This is a genomic window from Methylobacillus rhizosphaerae, from assembly GCF_900187985.1.
In the GTDB taxonomy this organism is placed as follows: domain Bacteria; phylum Pseudomonadota; class Gammaproteobacteria; order Burkholderiales; family Methylophilaceae; genus Methylobacillus; species Methylobacillus rhizosphaerae.
The window spans coordinates 12,846-33,399 of sequence record NZ_FZOA01000012.1; the positions used below are offsets into that span (position 1 = coordinate 12,846).

Annotated in this window: 20 protein-coding genes and 1 tRNA gene; 18 read left to right on the forward strand and 3 right to left on the reverse strand. The window is 53.7% G+C overall.

Annotated features, from left to right (window positions below; genetic code table 11):
* Positions 1–179 precede the first annotated feature (179 nt).
* Positions 180–902, forward strand: a complete 723-nt coding sequence (locus CHB59_RS11150) for an MlaA family lipoprotein (protein ID WP_089376320.1) — start codon at positions 180–182, stop codon at positions 900–902.
* Positions 903–967: 65 nt separating this feature from the next.
* Here CHB59_RS11150 and pmbA read toward each other — a convergent pair whose 3' ends face one another.
* A complete protein-coding gene (gene pmbA / locus CHB59_RS11155; RefSeq protein ID WP_245835127.1) occupies positions 968–2,326 on the reverse strand; it encodes a metalloprotease PmbA in 1,359 nt (452 codons plus the stop codon).
* A gap of 38 nt (positions 2,327–2,364) precedes the next feature.
* On the opposite strand from pmbA, the gene yjgA reads away from it, so the two are divergent.
* The 7 genes from yjgA to CHB59_RS11190 all read left to right on the forward strand — a co-directional run bounded on the left by yjgA (position 2,365) and on the right by CHB59_RS11190 (position 8,901).
* Positions 2,365–2,907 carry a ribosome biogenesis factor YjgA gene (gene yjgA, locus CHB59_RS11160; protein WP_089376322.1) on the forward strand — a complete coding sequence of 181 codons (543 nt, stop codon included), beginning with the start codon at positions 2,365–2,367 and terminating at the stop codon, positions 2,905–2,907.
* A 122-nt stretch (positions 2,908–3,029) separates the two neighbouring features.
* Entirely contained in the window at positions 3,030–5,936 is a 2,907-nt protein-coding gene (locus CHB59_RS11165; protein ID WP_179212149.1) for a monovalent cation/H+ antiporter subunit A, read from the forward strand.
* Complete coding sequence (locus CHB59_RS11170) at positions 5,924–6,253, forward strand: Na+/H+ antiporter subunit C (protein WP_089376324.1); 330 nt, start codon at positions 5,924–5,926, stop codon at positions 6,251–6,253. The genes CHB59_RS11165 and CHB59_RS11170 overlap by 13 nt, the downstream gene beginning before the upstream one ends.
* Positions 6,250–7,782, forward strand: coding sequence for a monovalent cation/H+ antiporter subunit D (locus CHB59_RS11175; RefSeq protein WP_089376325.1), 1,533 nt, complete (start codon positions 6,250–6,252; stop codon positions 7,780–7,782). The genes CHB59_RS11170 and CHB59_RS11175 overlap by 4 nt, the downstream gene beginning before the upstream one ends.
* Entirely contained in the window at positions 7,782–8,270 is a 489-nt protein-coding gene (locus CHB59_RS11180; RefSeq protein WP_245835128.1) for a Na+/H+ antiporter subunit E, read from the forward strand. Before CHB59_RS11175 ends, CHB59_RS11180 begins: the two co-directional genes overlap by 1 nt.
* Positions 8,267–8,536 carry a K+/H+ antiporter subunit F gene (locus CHB59_RS11185; protein ID WP_089376326.1) on the forward strand — a complete coding sequence of 90 codons (270 nt, stop codon included), beginning with the start codon at positions 8,267–8,269 and terminating at the stop codon, positions 8,534–8,536. The genes CHB59_RS11180 and CHB59_RS11185 overlap by 4 nt, the downstream gene beginning before the upstream one ends.
* Complete coding sequence (locus CHB59_RS11190) at positions 8,533–8,901, forward strand: Na+/H+ antiporter subunit G (RefSeq protein WP_089376327.1); 369 nt, start codon at positions 8,533–8,535, stop codon at positions 8,899–8,901. The genes CHB59_RS11185 and CHB59_RS11190 overlap by 4 nt, the downstream gene beginning before the upstream one ends.
* A 14-nt stretch (positions 8,902–8,915) precedes the next feature.
* On the opposite strand, the gene CHB59_RS11195 is transcribed toward CHB59_RS11190, so the two are convergent.
* Together CHB59_RS11195 and CHB59_RS11200 are read right to left on the reverse strand one after the other, a co-directional pair.
* On the reverse strand, positions 8,916–10,937 hold the full coding sequence (locus CHB59_RS11195) for a site-specific recombinase (RefSeq protein ID WP_089376338.1): 2,022 nt from the start codon (positions 10,935–10,937) through the stop codon (positions 8,916–8,918).
* Between the two features lie 64 nt (positions 10,938–11,001).
* Positions 11,002–11,763, reverse strand: a complete 762-nt coding sequence (locus CHB59_RS11200) for a PDZ domain-containing protein (RefSeq protein WP_179212150.1) — start codon at positions 11,761–11,763, stop codon at positions 11,002–11,004.
* Between the two features lie 109 nt (positions 11,764–11,872).
* On the opposite strand from CHB59_RS11200, the gene mog reads away from it, so the two are divergent.
* From mog to CHB59_RS11250, 10 genes are all read left to right on the forward strand, one after another.
* A complete protein-coding gene (mog, locus tag CHB59_RS11205) occupies positions 11,873–12,460 on the forward strand; it encodes a molybdopterin adenylyltransferase (protein ID WP_089376329.1) in 588 nt (195 codons plus the stop codon).
* Positions 12,461–12,463: 3 nt separating this feature from the next.
* Positions 12,464–13,420 carry a thiamine-phosphate kinase gene (gene thiL / locus CHB59_RS11210; RefSeq protein ID WP_089376330.1) on the forward strand — a complete coding sequence of 319 codons (957 nt, stop codon included), beginning with the start codon at positions 12,464–12,466 and terminating at the stop codon, positions 13,418–13,420.
* Complete coding sequence (locus CHB59_RS11215) at positions 13,398–13,895, forward strand: phosphatidylglycerophosphatase A family protein (protein ID WP_089376331.1); 498 nt, start codon at positions 13,398–13,400, stop codon at positions 13,893–13,895. Before thiL ends, CHB59_RS11215 begins: the two co-directional genes overlap by 23 nt.
* Complete coding sequence (gene pncC / locus CHB59_RS11220) at positions 13,871–14,374, forward strand: nicotinamide-nucleotide amidase (RefSeq protein ID WP_089376339.1); 504 nt, start codon at positions 13,871–13,873, stop codon at positions 14,372–14,374. Before CHB59_RS11215 ends, pncC begins: the two co-directional genes overlap by 25 nt.
* 45 nt (positions 14,375–14,419) lie before the next feature.
* Positions 14,420–15,454: a recombinase RecA gene (gene recA, locus CHB59_RS11225; RefSeq protein ID WP_089376332.1), complete on the forward strand. Its 1,035-nt coding sequence runs from the start codon at positions 14,420–14,422 to the stop codon at positions 15,452–15,454.
* On the forward strand, positions 15,435–15,902 hold the full coding sequence (gene recX, locus CHB59_RS11230) for a recombination regulator RecX (RefSeq protein ID WP_089376333.1): 468 nt from the start codon (positions 15,435–15,437) through the stop codon (positions 15,900–15,902). The genes recA and recX overlap by 20 nt, the downstream gene beginning before the upstream one ends.
* Positions 15,903–15,968: 66 nt before the next feature.
* Positions 15,969–18,593 (forward strand): alanine--tRNA ligase, encoded by a 2,625-nt coding sequence (gene alaS, locus CHB59_RS11235; RefSeq protein ID WP_089376334.1) that lies wholly within the window; start codon positions 15,969–15,971, stop codon positions 18,591–18,593.
* A gap of 66 nt (positions 18,594–18,659) precedes the next feature.
* Positions 18,660–19,886 (forward strand): aspartate kinase, encoded by a 1,227-nt coding sequence (locus tag CHB59_RS11240; RefSeq protein WP_089376335.1) that lies wholly within the window; start codon positions 18,660–18,662, stop codon positions 19,884–19,886.
* Between the two features lie 62 nt (positions 19,887–19,948).
* Positions 19,949–20,042: transfer RNA gene (locus tag CHB59_RS11245), tRNA-Ser, on the forward strand.
* An 87-nt stretch (positions 20,043–20,129) separates the two neighbouring features.
* Entirely contained in the window at positions 20,130–20,462 is a 333-nt protein-coding gene (locus CHB59_RS11250) for a DUF6538 domain-containing protein (RefSeq protein WP_089376336.1), read from the forward strand.
* Positions 20,463–20,554 lie beyond the last annotated feature (92 nt).

The window sequence follows — 20,554 nt, forward strand, 5'->3', positions numbered from 1 at the left end:
CCGATATCCGGAATCAACAGACACCGCATGATGCTCACATCAAAGGTGTTTCTTTTTTACAACTGGCAGCTCTACCCAGGCCGCACAAGGTCAAGATTCAATGGACATATAAAAACCGCTCGGTTAAAGTTAGCGCGTTTGTGTCAATTTAGAGACACGATAACCATTAGGACAGATGTATGCGCGTTAAAATTTCAGGGATTGCGCTTAGTGTTGCGCTGGCACTGACAATGTCAGGCTGTGCTACCCATGCCAATAAGGACCCTCTGGAAAGTATGAACCGTGGGGTTTATAAATTCAATGATACTGCTGATAAAGCAGTCATCAAACCAATTGCGGGCGCCTACAAAGCAGTATTGCCCAGCCCGATTCGTACTGGAGTCCACAATTTCTTCAGTAATCTCGGCACCTTTACCTCCTTGGTCAACAATATCCTGCAATTTGAACTCAGCAAGGCCATGGACAATGCCGGACGCCTGGTAATCAATTCCACCGTCGGTCTGGGTGGCTTGATTGATGTGGCTTCCATGGACAATATACCCAAGCATAACGCTGACTTTGGTCAGACCCTGGGTAAATGGGGTGTCGGTAGCGGTGCCTATCTGGTATTGCCACTGGTGGGTCCAAGCAGTTATCGTGACGCCGTCGGGTTTGCTGTAGATTCAGTTTACCTCGACCCTATCCAATACCTTGATGAGACTCGTGCCCGCAATCAATTGCGACTGGTCAAGTTCATTGATTTGCGCGCCCAGTATCTGCCTGCTAGCGACCTGATTGATGATGCAGCCCTGGATCCTTACATCTTCATGCGTGAAGCATACCTGCAACGCCGCGAACTCAGCATTACCGGCAAGGTCAGTGATGATTTCGATGACGATGATGACGATGACGACATTGAGTAATCGCCAGTAAACATGAAAAAAGCCACGCAATGCGTGGCTTTTTTCATACCCGGCAGCAGGATGAATCATTCACCACTGGCAACTGTCATCCGCTCGATCAGGATGGAGCCTGTCTGTTTGGAGCCCTGTACCAGCACATCATTTCCGACAGCCACGATATTCATGAACATGTCTGCCAGGTTACCGGCAATGGTGATTTCCTCGACCGGATAGGCAATCACACCGTTTTCCACCCAGAAGCCTGCGGCCCCACGGGAATAATCCCCTGTCACCATATTGATACCATGTCCCAATAGCTCAGTCACGAACAAACCGGTTCCCATCTGCCTGAGCAGGCCAGCCAGATCAAGGTCTCCATGCAGGATCACCAGGTTATGATTCCCGCCTGCATTGCCAGTACTCTGCATACCCAGCTTGCGCGCTGAATAGCTGCCCAGCATGTATCCTTCCAACACACCATTCCTGACCAATGTCCGGCTGCGCGTTGCCACCCCTTCATTATCAAAAGGGGAGCTGGCAAGCCCGCGCGGGGTATGTGCCAATTCCTCGATATTGACCAGCGAGGACATGACTTGCTTGCCCAGGCTATCAAGCAGAAAAGATGACTTGCGATACAAGCTGCCTCCTGAAATTGCCGACACCAGGTGAGAAAGCAAGCCGCTGGCCAAAGGCGCCTCAAACAGTACAGGCACTTGCCCAGTCTTGACTTTGCCTGCATTCAGACGTCGCACCGTGCGCTCACCGGCGCGCAGGCCGACCTCTCGCGCAGAAGCCAGGTCACCAGCATGGCGCGCGCTGGTATACCAATAATCACGCTGCATGCTTTCACCAGCCTCCGCAATCACGGAGCAACTGATTCCATGGCGGGAACTGGGATATCCAGCATTGAAGTCATTGCTGTTGGCATAGGAAAACAATCCTTCATAGGTGGACACTGAAGCCCCTTCGGAATTGGTAATCCGGGTATCGGTATCCCGTGCCGCCTGCTCGCATTCAACCGCCAGCGCAAGGGCATCATCGACGCTGATATCCCATGGATGGTACAAGTCCAGGTCGGGAATGTCCTGCGCCAGCAGCGCTGGATCAGCCAGGCCGCAAAATTCATCCTGGGCGGTATAGCGGGCAATATTGCATGCCGCCGCCACTGTATCCTTAAGGGCCTGGGCGCTCAGGTCTGAGGTGCTGGCATGCCCTTTCTGCTGACCGAAATACACGGTGACCGACATTCCCTTGTCACGGTTGTACTCTATGGTCTCGGTTTCACCCATGCGTACAGATACATTCTGCCCGATGCCCAGACTGACCTCAGCCTCAGCCGAGCTTGCCCCGGCATTCCGGGCCAGCTTCAATACTTCATCGCTCAAGCCCTTGAGATCATCCAGCGTGTATGAAAAGCGCGAACCACGCTCAGTCAAGTCTTTCACAGAAGTCTCTTCGCAAAAAACTGTTATCATACATCAGCATGAAACCTAACAAGACAGAAAACACTGAACTCGACATCGAGCCCATCAGCAAAACCAGGCGCAAGGCGGAAGCTGACGCGGTCCAGGCAATCGGCGTCACACTGGTCGGCCTTCCCAAGGATAAGCTTGCCAAGCTGGATCTGCCTGAAGCCCTGCAGGACGCCGTCAATGAAGCAAAACGCATTACTTCCAATGGCGCGCTGCGTCGGCAGATGCAGTATCTTGGCCGCCTGATGCGTGATATCGATACCACCCCGATTGTGGACCAGCTGCAACGCTGGGAAGGCACGCACCATGAAGAAAATGCCCGCTTCCACCGCCTGGAGCAATGGCGCACGCGCCTGATTGCAGACGAATCTTCGCTGGCGGAATTCATCAAGGAATACCCTCATACGGAAGTGCAGCAGATCCGCAACCTGATCCGCAATGCACGCCGGGAGCAGGACGCAGCTAAACCACCCAAGAGCAGCCGGGAATTATTCAAGCTGTTACGCAGCATTACTGAAAATTTAACGACAGAAACTGAACTCAACACCGATTAAACTATATCTGTAACAGCGAGCGGCCATGCTGCTTGCGGGTAGTTTCCCGAGGCACAGGACAATGCGACTTGCCAGCAAGGCCAAAGACTACTGCAAAACTTAATAATCGCACTTAAAATATAATGGTCCTGGCATATTTAACACTTATTCCGTTTCTCGGGGCAGTTCTTACAAAACTCAGCACCAGGCTGGGACGGTACTCGTCCGCCTGGGTCGCCATTCTTTCCGCCACTTTGGCTTTATGCCTGCTTTGGGCACCGGCACAACAGGTCTGGCAAGGTAGCTCCGTTGTCCAGCAGGTCGCGCTGTGGGTGCCAGCGATGGATGTCAACCTGGCTTTCCGCCTGGATGGACTATCCTTGCTATTCACCCTGATGATCCTGCTGATCGGGCTCATTGTAGTGATCTATGCCCGCTACTATTTATCACCACGTGACAGTATGGGCCGGTTTTATGCCTACCTGCTGCTGTTCATGGGCTCTATGCTGGGTGTCGTACTTTCGGAAAATATTATCCAGCTCCTGATGTTCTGGGAACTGACCAGTCTCTCCTCTTTCCTCCTGATCAGCTATTGGCAACAGCGCGAGGAAGCCAGCCGTGGGGCACGCATGGCCCTGACAATTACGGGGGGTGGTGGCCTGGCCATGCTGGGCGGGTTCCTGTTACTCGGCAACATGGCCGGCAGTTATGAGCTAAGTGATATCCTGCTGGCAGGCGACACCATCCGCTCCCATGCCCATTATCCTTACATGCTGGTGCTGATCCTGCTGGGTGTCTTCACCAAATCGGCCCAGTTCCCGTTTCATTTCTGGTTACCAAATGCGATGGCAGCCCCTACTCCTGTGTCGGCCTACCTGCATTCCGCCACCATGGTAAAAGCAGGCATTTTCCTGCTCGCCCGCTTGTTTCCTGCCCTATCTGGTACCCAGGAATGGACCCTGATTGTTTCCAGTGTCGGCATTATCACCTTCATCATGGGTAGCTATTTTGCCCTGTCCAAGCATGACATGAAGGCTTTGCTGGCCTACTCCACCATCAGTCATCTTGGCCTGATTGTGGCGCTGTTCGGCATCGGCAGCCCATTAGCTGTCGTCGCCGGTATTTTCCACATCATCAACCACGCCACGTTCAAGGCATCACTCTTCATGATGGCTGGGATTGTCGATCATGAAACCGGGACCCGGGATATGCGCCAGCTACGCGGCCTGCGGCGCTATATGCCGCACAGCGCAGTGCTGATGGTCATTGCAGCCGCGGCCATGGCTGGCATTCCTGGCCTGAATGGGTTCATTTCAAAAGAAATGTTTCTTGCCGAAGTCGTCCAGCATGGTCATGCCAGCAGCCATCCATGGCTCTTGCCCGTAATCGTGACAGCAGGCGCTATTTTTTCTGCCGCATACTCCCTCCGCATTGCACACAATGTGTTTTTTGGCGCGGAACCCAAAGACCTGCCCAAGAGCCCGCATGAACCCTCCCGCGGCATGCAGGTTCCTGTGGAAATCCTGGTCATTGCCTGTATCGTCATCGGCTTGTTCCCTCAACTCGCCCAGCCCCTGGTGACACTGGTGGCTGACAGTACCCTGCAACATGCCGCACCTGAATTCCATCTTGCCATCTGGCATGGGCTGACACCTGAACTGCTCATGAGCGCAGTTGCGTTACTGGGCGGTATTATCGTTTACACAAAGCGAGAGATATTCTTCTCCCTGCAGACCCATCTTGATGGCAAGCTTGATGCCAAGATGATCTATAACGGCCTCATGCGCAGGCTGTTTGCCCTGTCCAGCGTCATTACCATGAATGCTGACAACCTTTCCCAGAAGCGCATGTTATGGATATTGTTCGTCACTTCGATTGCACTGGGAGCGTATGGTTTCTTCTCTGGTGGCAGCCCGCTTGCAGGTGACCGCCCCATGCTTCCAGTCGATCCCATGAGTGCCATGGTGGCCATCATCATGATGGTGGCGGCCGTCTCTACCGTCATCATGCACCAGCAACGCTTCACCTCGCTGGTCCTGGTCAGCGCTGTAGGCCTGGGCGTGGCCCTGACGTTCGTGAAATTCTCCGCACCCGATCTTGCGCTCACCCAGCTTGCTGTGGAATTCATTACCGCTGTCCTGCTATTACTGGCATTGTTTTTCCTGCCGCAAACCACACCAGATGAGCAGGATAGACTACGCCAGGGACGCGACGTTGCCATTGCACTGGTCGCCGGCATCGGTATTGCAGCACTGAGTTATGCCGTCCTGACGCGTGATTACACCAGTATTGCCGATTATTTCATTGCCAACAGTATCAGTGGCGGCGGTGGCGCCAATGTCGTCAATGTACTGCTGGTAGATTTCCGTGGTTTTGACACCATGGGTGAAATCACGGTACTGGCACTTGCCGGGTTGGGTATTTACGCCATGCTGGACCAGCTCAAGCTATTGAGCCCCAAACAGGATGCCGAAGGACGCCCCTGGAACCCGGATACCCATCCACTAGTGCTGGCCACGTTCAGCCGCATCCTGCTGCCGCTCGCCTTGCTGGTCGCAGTATTTATCCTGCTACGCGGCCACAATCAGCCAGGTGGCGGCTTCATTGCCGGCCTGATCACCTCAGCGGCGCTCATCGTGCAATATCTGGCCAACGGCGTGGAATGGACTCGCAGCAAGCTTCCCGCCAATACGCACCCGCTGATTGGTTATGGCTTATTGGTGGCAGCCAGCACAGGCATTGCCAGCTGGTATTTTGGCTACCCATTCCTGACCTCGACTTTCAATCACCTGCACCTCCCCGTGCTGGGTGAGTTCGAGTTGGCATCTGCCATGGCATTTGATATCGGCGTATTCCTGGTTGTCGTAGGCACTTCGCTCCTGATCCTGATCAACCTTGGCATGATTCATCAAGTCAGCTATCTGCCACGTATCCATAAACCTGCATCAGGAAAAGATGCAAAAACATCGCGATCACAACGTGGCAGCAATACGCTCCCCATACCAAGTGACACTATCAAACAGAAAAAAGGCATGCCATGGAAGCATTGATCTCCATCCTGATCGGCATACTCACGGCAGGAGGCGTATATCTCTGCCTGCGCAGCCATACCTTCCCCGTTGTCCTGGGCCTGACCTTGCTGTCATATGCCGTCAACCTGTTCCTGTTCATGATGGGTCGCCTGGTGATTGGCAAACCGCCCATCATCACTGAACAGGCAAGCAACTATGCGGACCCGCTGCCCCAGGCCCTGGTACTCACTGCCATCGTCATCAGCTTTGCCATGACAGCCTATATCATTGTGCTGGCCCTCAAGGCCCGTACCGAAATGGGGAATGATCACGTGGATGGAAAGGAAATCCGGTGAGCCACCTTGCCATCATCCCGCTATTGCTGCCGCTATTTACCGGCATATTCCTGCTGTTGCTGCGCGAGCAGCGCATCTATATCAAGCGCACACTCTCCGGCATCAGCAGTCTCATCCAGATTGCCTTTGCCGCCTACCTGCTGTGTACCGTCAGCAATGGCAATATCCTGGTCTACTCCCTGAGCAACTGGCCTGCGCCATTTGGTATCGTGCTCATGGCAGACCGGCTGGCAGCGCTGCTGATACTCACAACCTCATTGCTGTCAGTCTTTGCCCTAATTTACGCCATGCGCGGCACGGATAGAGAGGGTCGCCAGTTTCACATCTTGTTCCAGTTACAGCTGTTCGGCCTGAATGGAGCCTTCCTGACAGCAGACCTGTTCAACCTGTTCGTGTTTTTTGAAGTGCTGCTGCTGGCGTCATACAGCCTGATGCTGCATGGCGGTGGCCGCAAACGCATCCGCTCCGGCCTGCATTTTGTCGTCATCAATGTCGTGGGTTCTTCCCTGTTCCTGTTTGCCGCAGGCATCCTCTATGGCGTACTGGGCACGCTCAATATGGCCGACCTGGCAGTCAAGGTAGCCCACATCACTCCTGACAACATCAGCCTGGTCAAGACTGCCGCATTGTTGTTATTTACCGTATTCGCCCTCAAGGCTGCCTTGCTGCCACTGTACCTGTGGCTGCCCTCTGCGTATTCACAAACCAGCGCACCAGCAGCGGCCCTGTTCACTATCATGACCAAGGTAGGCATCTACAGCATCCTGCGCGTCTATACCCTTATCTTTGGCAATGAAGCCGGCCCGCTGGCCAATCTGCTCGATGACTGGTTACTGCCAATGGCACTATTGACCATCATTATCGGCAGTTTCGGGCTACTCGGCAGCAAGCGGCTAAGGCAGCAGGTCGCATATCTGGTTGTGATCTCGGCAGGCACTCTGCTCACCAGCTTCAGCCTCAATTCCGAAGCAGGCATTGCTGCAGGACTTTATTATCTTCCCCACACCACCTTTGCCGCAGCGGCACTGTTTCTATTGGCAGACCTGATCGTCAAGCGCCGGGATCAGATGGAAGACAAACTGGAGGAAGGATTTGTCATTACGCGCCAGCGCCTGCTGGGCATGACGTTTTTTGTGCTTGCCATCCTGGTATCCAGCCTACCCCCGCTCTCAGGATTTATCGGCAAGTTCATGGTATTGCGCGCAGCGCTTGAACACCCGGCATTGCCTTATATCATGACCATCATCCTGGCAAGCGGGCTACTGACCATCATTGCCATGGCACGCACTGGCAGCCTGTTCTTCTATGAGGCGCATGCTGTGGACAAGTCCACCAACACCTATGTGAAACAAGGCCCACCTGAACCTTTGCGTGTCAGGGAGTTGCTGCCGATCTTCTCGCTACTGGGCTTATGCCTGCTCATCACGGCCTGGTCAGGCCCAATCAGCCAGTATGGCCAGGATACTGCCAAGCAGTTGCTGGATACGCCAACCTACATCCATGCTGTACTCGGCAAAGGAGTCCAATAATGCAGCGTTTATTGCCCCATCCCCTGCTGACTATCATCCTGGCGATCATCTGGCTCCTGCTCAACAATAGCATTGCCCCTGGCCAGATTACTCTCGGCCTGCTCCTGGGCTGGGCAATTCCATTCTTTGCCCTGCAATTCTGGCCGACAAAACTCAAGGTTCATAAACCTCTGACCTTACTGAAATTCAGCTATATCCTGCTGTATGACATTATTGAAGCCAACTTCATTGTCGCCTTGCGCATTCTCGGCAAACCCGAAAAGCTGCGTCCGGCCTTCATTGTGGTGCCTATCGACCTGAATTCCGATTTTGCCATGAGCATTCTTGCCAACACTTCCTGCCTGACTCCTGGCTCATTGTCTGCATTATTGGCACCGGATCGTAAAAGTATCCTCATGCACGCTATGGATGTGGAAGATGTAGATGTTTTCATCCACACCATCAAGACACGCTATGAACAGCCTCTGAAGGAGATTTTTGAAGAATGATGGAAATTGCCATTCATATTGCCTTTATATTGGTTTCTGCAGCCTTGGCGCTCAATGCTTGGCGCCTGCTCAAAGGCCCAAGCACGCCGGACCGCATCCTGGCACTCGATACCTTGTACATCAACACCATTGCACTGCTGGTGCTGTTCGGCATTCACATCAACAGCATGGTGTATTTCGAAGCAGCCCTGCTTATTGCGCTTATGGGATTTGTCGGCACCATCGCCATGTGTAAATATCTGCTGCGAGGAGATATCATCGAATGAATATCGCTCTTGAAATCCTGCTGTCGGTATTGATCATCACAGGTGCCTTGTTCACCTTTATTGGCTCACTCGGTCTTGCCCGGCTACGTGACTTCTATACCCGGCTACATGGCCCGACCAAGGGAACCACTCTGGGTGTAGGCTGCCTGCTGATCGCTTCATCCATTTTCTTCAGCACTCAGGGAGATGGATTCAGCATCCACGAGATACTGATCACCTTCTTCCTGTTCATTACCGCCCCCATCAGCGCCCATCTGCTGGCAAAATCAGCGCTGCACCTGAAAGTCGATTCTCTGGTGCCGTTACCGGATGAAGCCATTGCCCGCAAGAACAGCCAGCACAAACCCTATCAATCGCTGGACTGATAGGGTATCAGCACTCAGTGCTGCTCCGGCTTTTCTGCTACTGGCACAGCTTCCGTATCCTGCTCAACATCCACAGCCATTTTTTCACGCTTGGGTGGTAGCAGGAACATGCCTGGGTTCTGGATAAAGCGCTTGCCCAATGTCATCAATAACAATCGCCATTGAGCGAAAGTCACCTTGCGTGACTTCATGGCCACATAAAGCGCCAGACTGAAACTCACAATCAGGTTAGCCGTACCGGCCAGCAATATTCCCAAGGCTGCGATAACCAGCATCTGCCATGAGATCATGAAATCCAGTGCCACGAACGAGTAGCCGGCGAAGGCCGATACGAAAGTGATATGACGGATATCAATCGGCAAGCCCAACAGCACTCCCAGACCCGACATCCCACCAAGCAGACAGCCAAAATAAAAGTTACCCGCCAAGGCACCCAGGTTATTTTCAACATAACGTGCGACACGATCCAGTCGCGCCGAACCCAGCAACCATTCCAGCCAACGCAGAGCACGCAGCCTTTGTGGAATCTTGTTATAAACGGCCAGATTATCGTGGTAACCTGCGATCAGGCCCGACAGAAACAGGCACACCCCTGCAATCGCAGCATAAAATATAGTCCCGCTATGGAAGGGATCATTCGAATCCAGCATCGCATGAGCTTTTTCCGGCGTCACGAAATGCTCCCCTGTGAAACTGAATATCAGCCAACCCACCAGCATCGCAACCGGCACTACCAGTACAACGTTGCCCAGGATGGCGATAGTCTGGCTGCGGAAGGTTTGCGCAATGATAGTCACCAGTTTATCCAGATTCTTGTTCTTACGGTCACTGGCATCGATACTCGCCGCAATCGCGGCTGCCGTCATTGCAGGCTGTTTGGTTGCCACAGTGAAATGCAGAATATGGATCAGTACAAAGCCCAGGCCATAATTGAGACTAAACAGAATGGCTTCCGTCAAAGGTGCATGATGGTGCGCTGCAGTCATAATCTTGATCATGGCCATAAAGGCAATAATCACCCCAGCCCCCATGGCTGACCGCATCAGACTGAAATACTCGCTGCGCGTTTCCGTGATGTAATGCTCACCGGTACGGCTGGCATTCTCGGTCACACGCAATGCCATCAGCTCGACATTTTCACGGCAATGCTGGCGTACAGCATTCTTGTGCCGCTCGGTAGAGACTAATGTCTTGAACAACTGCACGATGGCAATCCCGGCATCCGCCTGATTACGTACAGCACTGAGAATACCAAGCAGGCCTTCCAGGCGCTGGATCTGCTGACTCATTCTTTGCAGTAAAAACGTGAGGCGTACACTGGTGCCAGTCTGTGAGCTATTACGTCGTATCCGCTGAATCACTTGCCTGCACTGGTCAAGCATCACCAGAATATGGCCGATATCATGCTGCTCGTCTTGTGGTACCAGCAACAATGCCTGCAACTCTACATTCTGGGTGATAAAGGGAGAATCATGATGCTCGATTTCAGGGTGATTCCTCACCAACTCCGGCTCAAGACCTGATGCAGCCAGACGATAAGACAATATCTGGGCGGCATCCAGTAGACTTTTCTGGCATTCAGCCACTTTGTCTGTAGACAGCTCATGAAAATGCAAGGCCGCTACCAGCTGCAGCCATACTTCATCAGGCACAGCAGCCACCCAGCGCTCATCTCCCTCCTGGGGAAATATCTGGGCGAACAAGTCCTTGAGATAAGCCGGATTAATGGCATCCGGCAACACTTTATGTCCGATACGGCGGGTTAACTCAGTAAAAAATCCGCTATTAGGCTGGATACCAGAATCCACATACAAGGAAATCGGCTTGCGCCCAATCAGTAAGCTCACAATGGCATCACGCAGTAAATCCGCCTTGCTGCGGTCACTGTTCAATATATGGCACAACGCCTGGACAGTGTGTGAGGCATGATTGATATCATTAAGCTGACGGGGGCGAATATGCGCCACCAGATCAGTCATCAGTTGGGCAGCATCAAGCGGATGCTGCGCGTAATTACGAAGAGTATTTTCCATCATTATGCCGGTTTCTGTTTTTTTTAGTTTTTTGACCTGTATTTTACCTATTGCATGCAAAACTTGCCTACCCATTACTTCCTGGAGTCACGCGTACACGTTGCTGCGCCTGCGCACGCTTGAAGACAAGTTCCACATCCTGCCCGGCATATCGCTGGCTGGCTGCTTGCAGCACCTGTCCGGATGATAGCGCTTCACCTCCCAGTGTCAGTAACCTATCTCCAATCGCCACACCGGCTTCGGCAGCAGGAGAGCCTGTCACAACAGCCAAGACAATCAGCCCTGGCTCGACATCTCCATCCCTGCGTTGCATGACGTGCACTCCCAATGCCTGCGGTATCAGTTTAGCCCAATAGCTTGCAAAATGGCTGTAGGCCTTCTCATTGCCGATCATGACATTTTTACGCTCGGATTGCTGCTGGGTTTGCCTGCTTCTCACTGTCGAAGCCAGCTCAACCAGAGGCTTGGTATAGACAATGACCGCTGCGGCATTCACCCGGTTGGCTTGTGCCAGCGCATAGGAATGCGGCACCTCACCCGACTCAAAACTCGCATAACCGACCATCTCATAGCCATCACTGAGCATGCGTTGATAATCGTCCATCTCCAACCGGCCCTGATAAATCCTTGGCTGCCCTGTTGCTTCCTGCAGCTTGATACCGTGCAGGTCACGCGCAACAAAATGCTGTGTATACGGATTCTTCTCTACCTCAGGCTCGGCAATGGTCCCTTCGGGCAAAGGTGGAATGACAGGTACAGGCTCCTTGACGGCAGGCGTGCTACATGCAGCCAACATTGCAAACAATATTAATACTAAATACGCACGCATCACTTCTCCACTCATTTTTTCTGGTGACAATGGTATGATGAAATCACAGTTTTTCATTGTCTATGTACAATACGCAAGCATCATTTTAACTATTTCACCATCATAACTCATGGCAACAGACACTATCCGCATAGGCTTGGTATCCATCAGCGACCGTGCTTTTACTGGCATTTACGAAGATAAAGGTGTCCCTTCATTGCAAGAGTGGCTTGGAAACGCATTGCTCACACCATGGGAGAGCACTGTCCATCTCATTCCGGATGAACAAGAGGAAATCGAATCCACATTGCGGGACCTGGTTGATTTCGATGGCTGCCACCTGATACTGACCACAGGTGGCACAGGGCCAGCCATCAGAGATGTGACTCCTGATGCCACCCTGGCAGTTGCCGATAAAATCATGCCGGGATTTGGAGAGCAGATGCGCCAGATCAGCTTGAACTTCGTGCCGACTGCCATACTTTCCCGCCAGGTCGCTGTGATCCGTAAACGGTGCCTGATCATCAACCTCCCCGGACAACCCAAAGCCATTGCCCAGACACTGGAAGGATTAAAAGACGAATCAGGGAACACTGTCGTCCCCGGCATTTTTGCTGCAGTACCCTACTGCCTGGACTTGATCGAAGCCCCCTACATTGAAACCAATCCTGACATCGTGCAGGCATTCCGTCCCAAATCAGCACAAAAACCTGCCTGAACCATGTCTTCAGAATTTGACCTGATCAAGCGCAACTTCAACCGTCCACATACAGCGGCTGTTCTTGGCATCGGGGATGATGCTGCGTTGGTCCAGCCATCGGCTGGCATGGAACTAGCCATTTCAGCAGACATGCTGGTAGCAAACACCCACTTCTTCCCAGAGACAGATGCTTGGCTGATTGGATGGAAATCCCTGGCCGTGAACATATCAGACATGGCCGCCATGGGCGCCCAGCCACGCTGGGCAACGCTGGCACTGGCCTTGCCACAGGCAGATGAAAACTGGCTGGAAAAATTCGCCGATGGTTTTTTCGCCTGCGCAGATCAATTCAATGTTGCACTGATTGGCGGTGATACCACCCGTGGCCCCTTGACCATCAGTATACAAATCATGGGAGAAGTGCCTCCCCACACCTCCTTGTTACGCAGTAATGCCCAGGCTGGTGATGATATCTGGGTATCAGGCCGGCTGGGCGATGCCGCCTTGGCCCTTGCCGCCATTCAGGGTCGCTATCCCTTGCCAGAGGCGGACATTGCCCAATGCAGTCTCGCCCTACATCAACCACAACCCAGGGTAGCCCTGGGCCTGGCATTGCGTGGGCTTGCCCACAGCGCATTGGATATTTCAGACGGCCTGCTGGCGGATCTCGGCCATATCCTGGAGCGCTCCGGCACAGGTGCCGAAATCTGGTTGAAACATATCCCCACTTCCAAGATTGTAAGTGCACACTCTTCTTCTGAACAGGTTCAGTCCATGATTTTGAGTGGTGGAGATGATTATGAACTGTGTTTTACCGCGCCACCACACCATCATGACCGCATCGCCAACATTACTCAGGAACTGGGTTTGAATGCAGCCGTGATTGGCACAATCACCCACCGACAACAACTCGTCGTCAGAGGCTGGAATGACCAGAGTATGACGCTCAAGGAGCATGGTTTTGACCACTTCGCCTGATAAACACTTCCTGCTCAGCCATCCTGCACATTTCTTCGCCCTGGGTTTCGGGAGCGGTCTCGCCCCCAAGGCTCCCGGTACTTTTGGCACACTGGCCGCCATTCCCTTGTTCGGCTTGTTGTTGCTGTTGCCTGAAACCAGCCATTGCTTCATTATCGCGGCATTATTCCTGCTCGGCATCCCACTCTGCCATATTGCAGGCGCCAATCTCGGCGTCAGTGATCATGGCAGTATTGTCTGGGATGAGATCGTGGCATTCATGCTGGTACTGGAATTCACGCCTGCCTCATGGACATGGTGGTTATGTGCCTTTCTCTTGTTCCGCCTGTTCGATATCTGGAAACCTTTTCCCATCCGCATCCTGGATCGCAAGGTTCACGGTGGCTTTGGTGTCATGCTGGATGACTTGCTGGCGGCGATATACGCCATTATCGTTCTGGAGGGATTGCAATGGCTGATGATGCAGAGCTTCTAGCACTTTCCGTACAGTTGGGCCAGGCTTTGCTGGAAAGACAATGGGTGTTGGCACTGGCCGAATCATGCACTGGTGGTTGGGTGGCACAATCCATCACCGCTATCCCCGGCAGTTCAGCCTGGTTTGACCGCGGCTTTGTCACTTACAGCAATCTTGCCAAAGAGCAAATGCTGGGAGTCAGCGCCTCAACCCTGGAACATTACGGCGCGGTCAGCACAGCCACTGCACAGGAAATGGCAGCCGGCAGCCTGGCCCATAGTGCGGCAGATATCAGCGCTGCCATTACCGGCATTGCCGGCCCGGATGGTGGCAGTGCGCAAAAACCCGTTGGCACCATCTGTTTTGGCTGGGCGCATAAAAATGGATACATCATGACACAGCAAATGGTATTTTCCGGCGACAGGGAGGCCGTACGCAGACAGTCCGTGAAAACCTCCTTAAACGGCTTGTTACAACTTACCTTGAACACTGATTTATGAAATAATTGCGTGCTTTAGCAGGCAATTCAAAAAGGGACTCCACGGATGGACGAAAATAGAAGCAAAGCACTGGCTGCCGCCCTCTCGCAAATCGAGAAACAGTTCGGCAAGGGCTCCATCATGCGCATGGGTGACACTGATGTCGCAGCCGACATCCAGGCAGTCTCTACCGGCTCGCTGGGGCTGGACATCGCCTTGGGCATCGGCGGGTTGCCACGTGGCCGTATTGTTGAAATCTACGGCCCGGAATCTTCCGGTAAAACCACCCTCACCTTGTCCGCCATTGCCCAGATGCAGAAATTGGGTGGCACGGCTGCATTTATTGATGCAGAGCATGCGCTGGACCCTGTCTATGCACAAAAGCTAGGTGTGAACGTTTCCGAACTGTTGATTTCGCAACCTGACACTGGTGAGCAGGCACTGGAAATTGCAGACATGCTGGTACGCTCAGGCTCCGTTGATATCGTGGTCGTTGACTCAGTTGCTGCACTGACACCCAAGGCTGAAATTGAAGGTGAAATGGGTGACTCCCATATGGGCCTGCAAGCCCGCCTCATGTCCCAGGCGTTGCGCAAACTGACTGCCAATATCAAACGCACCAACACGCTGGTGATTTTCATCAACCAGATTCGCATGAAAATCGGTGTCATGTTCGGTAATCCTGAAACCACCACCGGTGGTAACGCACTCAAGTTCTACGCTTCCGTTCGCCTGGATATCCGCCGCACTGGCGCAATCAAGAAAGGTGATGAAATCACCGGTTCAGAAACGCGCGTCAAGGTAGTCAAAAACAAGGTTGCTCCTCCGTTCAAGCAGGCAGAGTTCGATATCCTGTACGGTGAAGGCATTTCCCGTGAAGGTGAAATCATCGAACTGGGGGTCAACCTCAAGCTGGTAGACAAGGCGGGTGCCTGGTACAGCTATAATGGCGAAAAGATTGGCCAAGGCAAGGACAACGCACGGGAGTTCCTCAGGGAACATCCGGAAATCGCCGATGAAATCGACGCCAAGATTCGTGAACATTCCAACCTGACCAATGCCGCAATAACGACGGCACCGGATGAAGAAGACGACGAATAAACCTGCCACCAGCCTGCGAGAGCGGGCTTTGGCACATCTGGCACGGCGAGAATATTCCTATGAGGAATTGCTGCACAAACTGAGTTCTCATGCAGGAGAGGAGGACAACCTCCCTGCCCTGTTGGAGGACTTCAAGCAACGCGGCTGGCTATCTGATACACGTTATACCGAGCAAGTCGTGCATGCCCGCAAAGGCCGCTACGGCTACCTGCGCGTAGCACATGAGCTCAGGCAGCACGGTGTCAGCGACGAACTCATCAGCCAGGCCGTGGCCGAAATGGCCCCAGATGAACTGGAAACCGCCAAAACGGTTTACCGGAAAAAATTTTCCCAGCCACCGCAATCGCGCGAGGAATGGGCGAAGCAAGCGCGATTTCTGCAAGGACGCGGCTTCAGTTTTGAAGTGATACGCAGAGTACTGAGCAACAGCCCGGAAGATATCGAGTGATACAGCAGGCTACATGCGGTGCATATTGAATTTTGACATTAACGTTTTGAACAAGAACACACATCAATGAAGAGCAATCAGATTCGCCAGGCCTTCCTGGATTATTTCGCCTCCAAGGGCCACCAGATCGTCAGTTCCAGTTCACTGGTCCCGGCCGGCGACCCCACCCTGCTCTTCACCAACGCCGGGATGAACCAGTTCAAGGACGTGTTCCTCGGCTTCGACAAGCGCCCTTACACCCGCGCCACCTCGTCACAGAAGTGTGTGCGAGCGGGCGGCAAGCACAACGACCTGGAAAACGTCGGCTATACCGCGCGCCATCACACTTTCTTCGAGATGCTTGGCAATTTCAGCTTCGGCGACTACTTCAAGCGCGACGCCATCAACTATGCCTGGGAACTGCTCACTGAAGTTTTCAAGCTGCCCAAGGACAAGCTCACCATCACCGTCTATGCCGAGGATGACGAAGCCTATGACATCTGGACCAAGGAAATCGGCGTACCCGCCGAGCGCGTAATCCGCATCGGCGACAACAAGGGAGCACGCTACGCTTCCGACAATTTTTGGATGATGGGCGACACCGGCCCCTGCGGCCCATGTACCGAGATTTTCTACGATCACGGCGAACACATATGGGGCGGTCCTCCGGGCAGCCCAGAAGAAGACGGCGACCGTTTCATTGAAATCTGGAACAACGTGTTCATGCAGTTCAACCGCGACGAACAAGGCGTAATGCATCCACTGCCCAAGCCATCCGTCGATACAGGCATGGGTCTGGAACGCATAGCTGCCGTGCTCCAAGGTGTGCACAGCAATTACGAGATCGACCTGTTCCAGCACCTGATCAAGGCAGCGGCTCGCGTCACCAGCACCACGGACCTCGACAGCCCCTCACTCAAGGTGCTGGCCGACCACATCCGCGCTTGCAGCTTCCTGATCGCCGACGGCGTCATCCCGGGCAACGAAGGCAGAGGCTACGTGCTGCGCCGCATCATCCGCCGCGCGATCCGCCACGGCTACAAGCTGGGCGCACGCGCCGCATTCTTCTATAAACTCGTGGCAGATCTGGTGGCCGAGATGGGTGATGCCTATCCCGAACTCAAGAGCGGCGAGCAGCGCATCACCGATATCCTGCGATTGGAAGAAGACCGCTTCTTCGAGACCATCGAGCACGGTATGGCAATACTCGAAACCGAACTTGAGGAAATGACCAAGACCGGCAGTAAGGTATTCAACGGCGAGACCGCCTTTAAGTTGCATGACACCTTCGGCTTCCCACTCGACCTCACCGCTGACGTATGCCGCGAACGCGAAGTCAGCGTAGACTCCGCCGCATTCGATGCCGCCATGGCACGGCAGAAAGAACAGGCTCGCGCCGCTGGCAAGTTCAAGATGGCGACCAATCTTGAATACACTGGCACCGCGACCACTTTCCACGGCTACGACACGCTCGAAGCCCAAGGCAAGGTGCTGGCACTTTACAAGGACGGCAGTCCAATCGAGGCTCTCAATGAGGGCGAGCTGGGCGTGGTCGTGCTCGACAACACCCCGTTCTATGCCGAATCTGGCGGCCAGGTTGGCGACCAGGGCATTTTGAAGGGTGTGGAAGGCATCTTCCAGGTGGAAGACACCTTGAAAATCCAGGCCAGCGTGTTCGGCCACCACGGCGTATTGAGCACCGGCACCCTGCGCGTGGGCGACGAAGTCAGCGCGCACGTAGACCTCGTCTCACGCCATCGCACCATGCGCCACCACTCCGCCACCCATCTCATGCACAAGGCATTGCGCGAAGTGCTGGGTAGCCATGTGCAGCAGAAGGGCTCACTGGTGGATTCTGATAAAACCCGTTTTGACTTCTCGCACAACACCCCGGTTACCGCCGAGGAAACCCGCCGCATTGAGGAGATCGTCAATGCCGAGATCCTCGCCAACGCACCAACCCAGGCACGCGTGATGCCTATCGAAGAAGCGCAGAAAACTGGCGCCATGATGCTGTTCGGCGAAAAGTATGGCGATGAGGTGCGCGTGATCGACATCGGCAGCTCGCGCGAACTCTGCGGCGGCACCCATGTGAGTCGCACCGGCGATATCGGCCTGTTCAAGGTCGTCGCCGAGTCAGGCGTCGCCGCTGGCGTGCGTCGCATCGAGGCTGCGACCGGCGATGTGGCATTGCACTACATCCAGCAACAGCAACACCTGCTTGCAGATGCTGCTGCTTCCTTTAAGGCGCCTGCCACCGAACTGGCTGGCAAGATCAGCCAGACCCTGGACCAGGTCAAGGCGCTGGAGAAGGAACTTGCCCGCCTCAAATCCAAGCTGGCCTCCTCGCAAGGCGATGAGCTGGCGAGCCAGGCCGTGGACATCAACGGCATCAAGGTGCTGGCCGCCACGCTGGATGGCGCAGATGCCAACACCCTGCGTGAGACTATGGACAAGCTCAAGGACAAGCTCAAGACCGCCGCCATCGTGCTCGCCAGCGTCAATGGCGACAAGGTCAGTGTCGCTGCAGGCGTGACCTCCGACACCATTGCCAAGGTCAAGGCCGGCGAACTGGTCAATTTCGTCGCCGCGCAGGTTGGTGGCAAGGGTGGCGGCAAACCAGACATGGCCATGGCGGGCGGCACCGATGCCAGCAAGCTACCACAGGCACTCGCCAGCGTTGCTGGCTGGGTAGGGGAAAAACTGAACTAAAAAGCCGCCGGCATCAACAGATGCTGGTGTTTATTGATGCAGCACCTTTGATACAGACATAGATATATGGCACTCATCGTACAAAAATACGGCGGCACCTCAGTCGCCAACCCTGAACGCATCGGCAATGTCGCCCGCCGCGTGGCACGCCACAAAGCATTGGGTCAACAAGTCGTGGTTGTAGTTTCTGCCATGTCAGGTGAAACCAACCGCCTGATCAACCTGGCCAAGGAAATCATGCCCACTCCCAATCCACGTGAGCTGGACATGTTGGTATCCACCGGCGAGCAGGTTACGATCGCCCTCCTCGCCATGGCGCTACAAGAGCTTGGGGTCAAAGCCAAGAGCTATACCGGTGGGCAGGTCAAGATCACAACCGATAGTGCCCACACAAAGGCACGCATCCTCAAGATCGATGAAGAACTTATCCGCCAGGACCTAGATAACGGCTATGTCGTCGTCGTCGCTGGTTTCCAGGGCGTGGATGAACACGGCAACATCACTACATTAGGCCGCGGCGGCTCAGACACCACGGGCGTAGCGCTCGCTGCCGCGCTCAGGGCTGACGAATGTCAGATCTACACCGATGTAGACGGCGTCTACACTACCGACCCGCGCATCGTACCCGAGGCGCGCCGCCTCAAATCCGTGACCTTTGAGGAAATGCTGGAAATGGCCAGCCTGGGCTCCAAGGTATTGCAAATCCGCGCTGTCGAGTTTGCAGGTAAATACAAAGTCAAACTGCGTGTGCTTTCCAGCTTCGAAGAAGAAGGCGAAGGCACATTGATTACTTTCGAGGACGATAACAATATGGAACAACCGATCATCTCCGGCATCGCCTTCAATCGCGACGAAGCCAAAGTCACCGTTCTGGGCGTTCCTGACCGCCCAGGCATCGCCTACCAGATTCTGGGCCCTGTGGCAGAAGCCAATATCGATGTGGATATCATCATCCAGAATATCGCCGCCGACGGCACCACAGACTTCACCTTCACTGTTCATCAGAACGATCTGCCAAGAACGCTGGATCTATTACGCAACAAGGTGCAAGGCAACATTGGCGCCCGCGAGGTGATTGGCGAAGACAAAACCGCCAAAGTATCCCTCGTTGGTGTTGGCATGCGCTCCCACGTTGGCATCGCCAGCAAGATGTTCCAGGCCCTCGCCGAAGAAGGCATCAATATCCAGATGATTTCCACTTCTGAAATCAAGATTTCGGTTGTCATCGACGAGAAATACATGGAACTGGCAGTACGCGTCCTGCACAAGGCCTTCGGGTTGGAAGAAGTTTAAAAAAACGCGCCGTTTTGGCGTTGCTTTTTACGGCGTAATCAAGTATTGTTACGCCCTCGTGAGGAGAGCTGGCCGAGTGGTCGAAGGCACTTCCCTGCTAAGGAAGCATACGGGCTTAAACCTGTATCGAGGGTTCGAATCCCTCGCTCTCCGCCATCAACAACCTAACCTCCTATTTTTTAAAGAATTCAATAGGGGCTTGGGTTTCAAGATGGCCTGGTAAGACACTGAGGTGAGACGCTTATGACAAAGCGAGCCCCCGACATGACCGTTCAGGATTACATCTATAAAGTAGATTCAACCTGGTATTTCCGCCTCACCATTCCCAAGCAAGTCAGAAATTTCATTCAAGATAGCCTTAAGGCTGGTGATGATATTTCACACATCATTCCAGAGCAGCTTCAGAAAAAATACTCCTCAAAGGAAATCAAACTTTCTCTTGAGACAAAAGATTATTCAGCAGCAAAAAAGCTCAGAGATCGTCATTTGGCAACCTACAATAGCTTCTTTGAAGCGCTCTTAGGTCTGATCTCACCAAATGAAACAATTGAAGCAGCAAGGAATATCTTGGACTGAATCGCCCCTACTATTCTAGACAGTCTCCAGCCCCTCGAAATAACGCTTTTCATACTCTACTGGCGATAGGCCATTATTGAAACTGTGTCGAC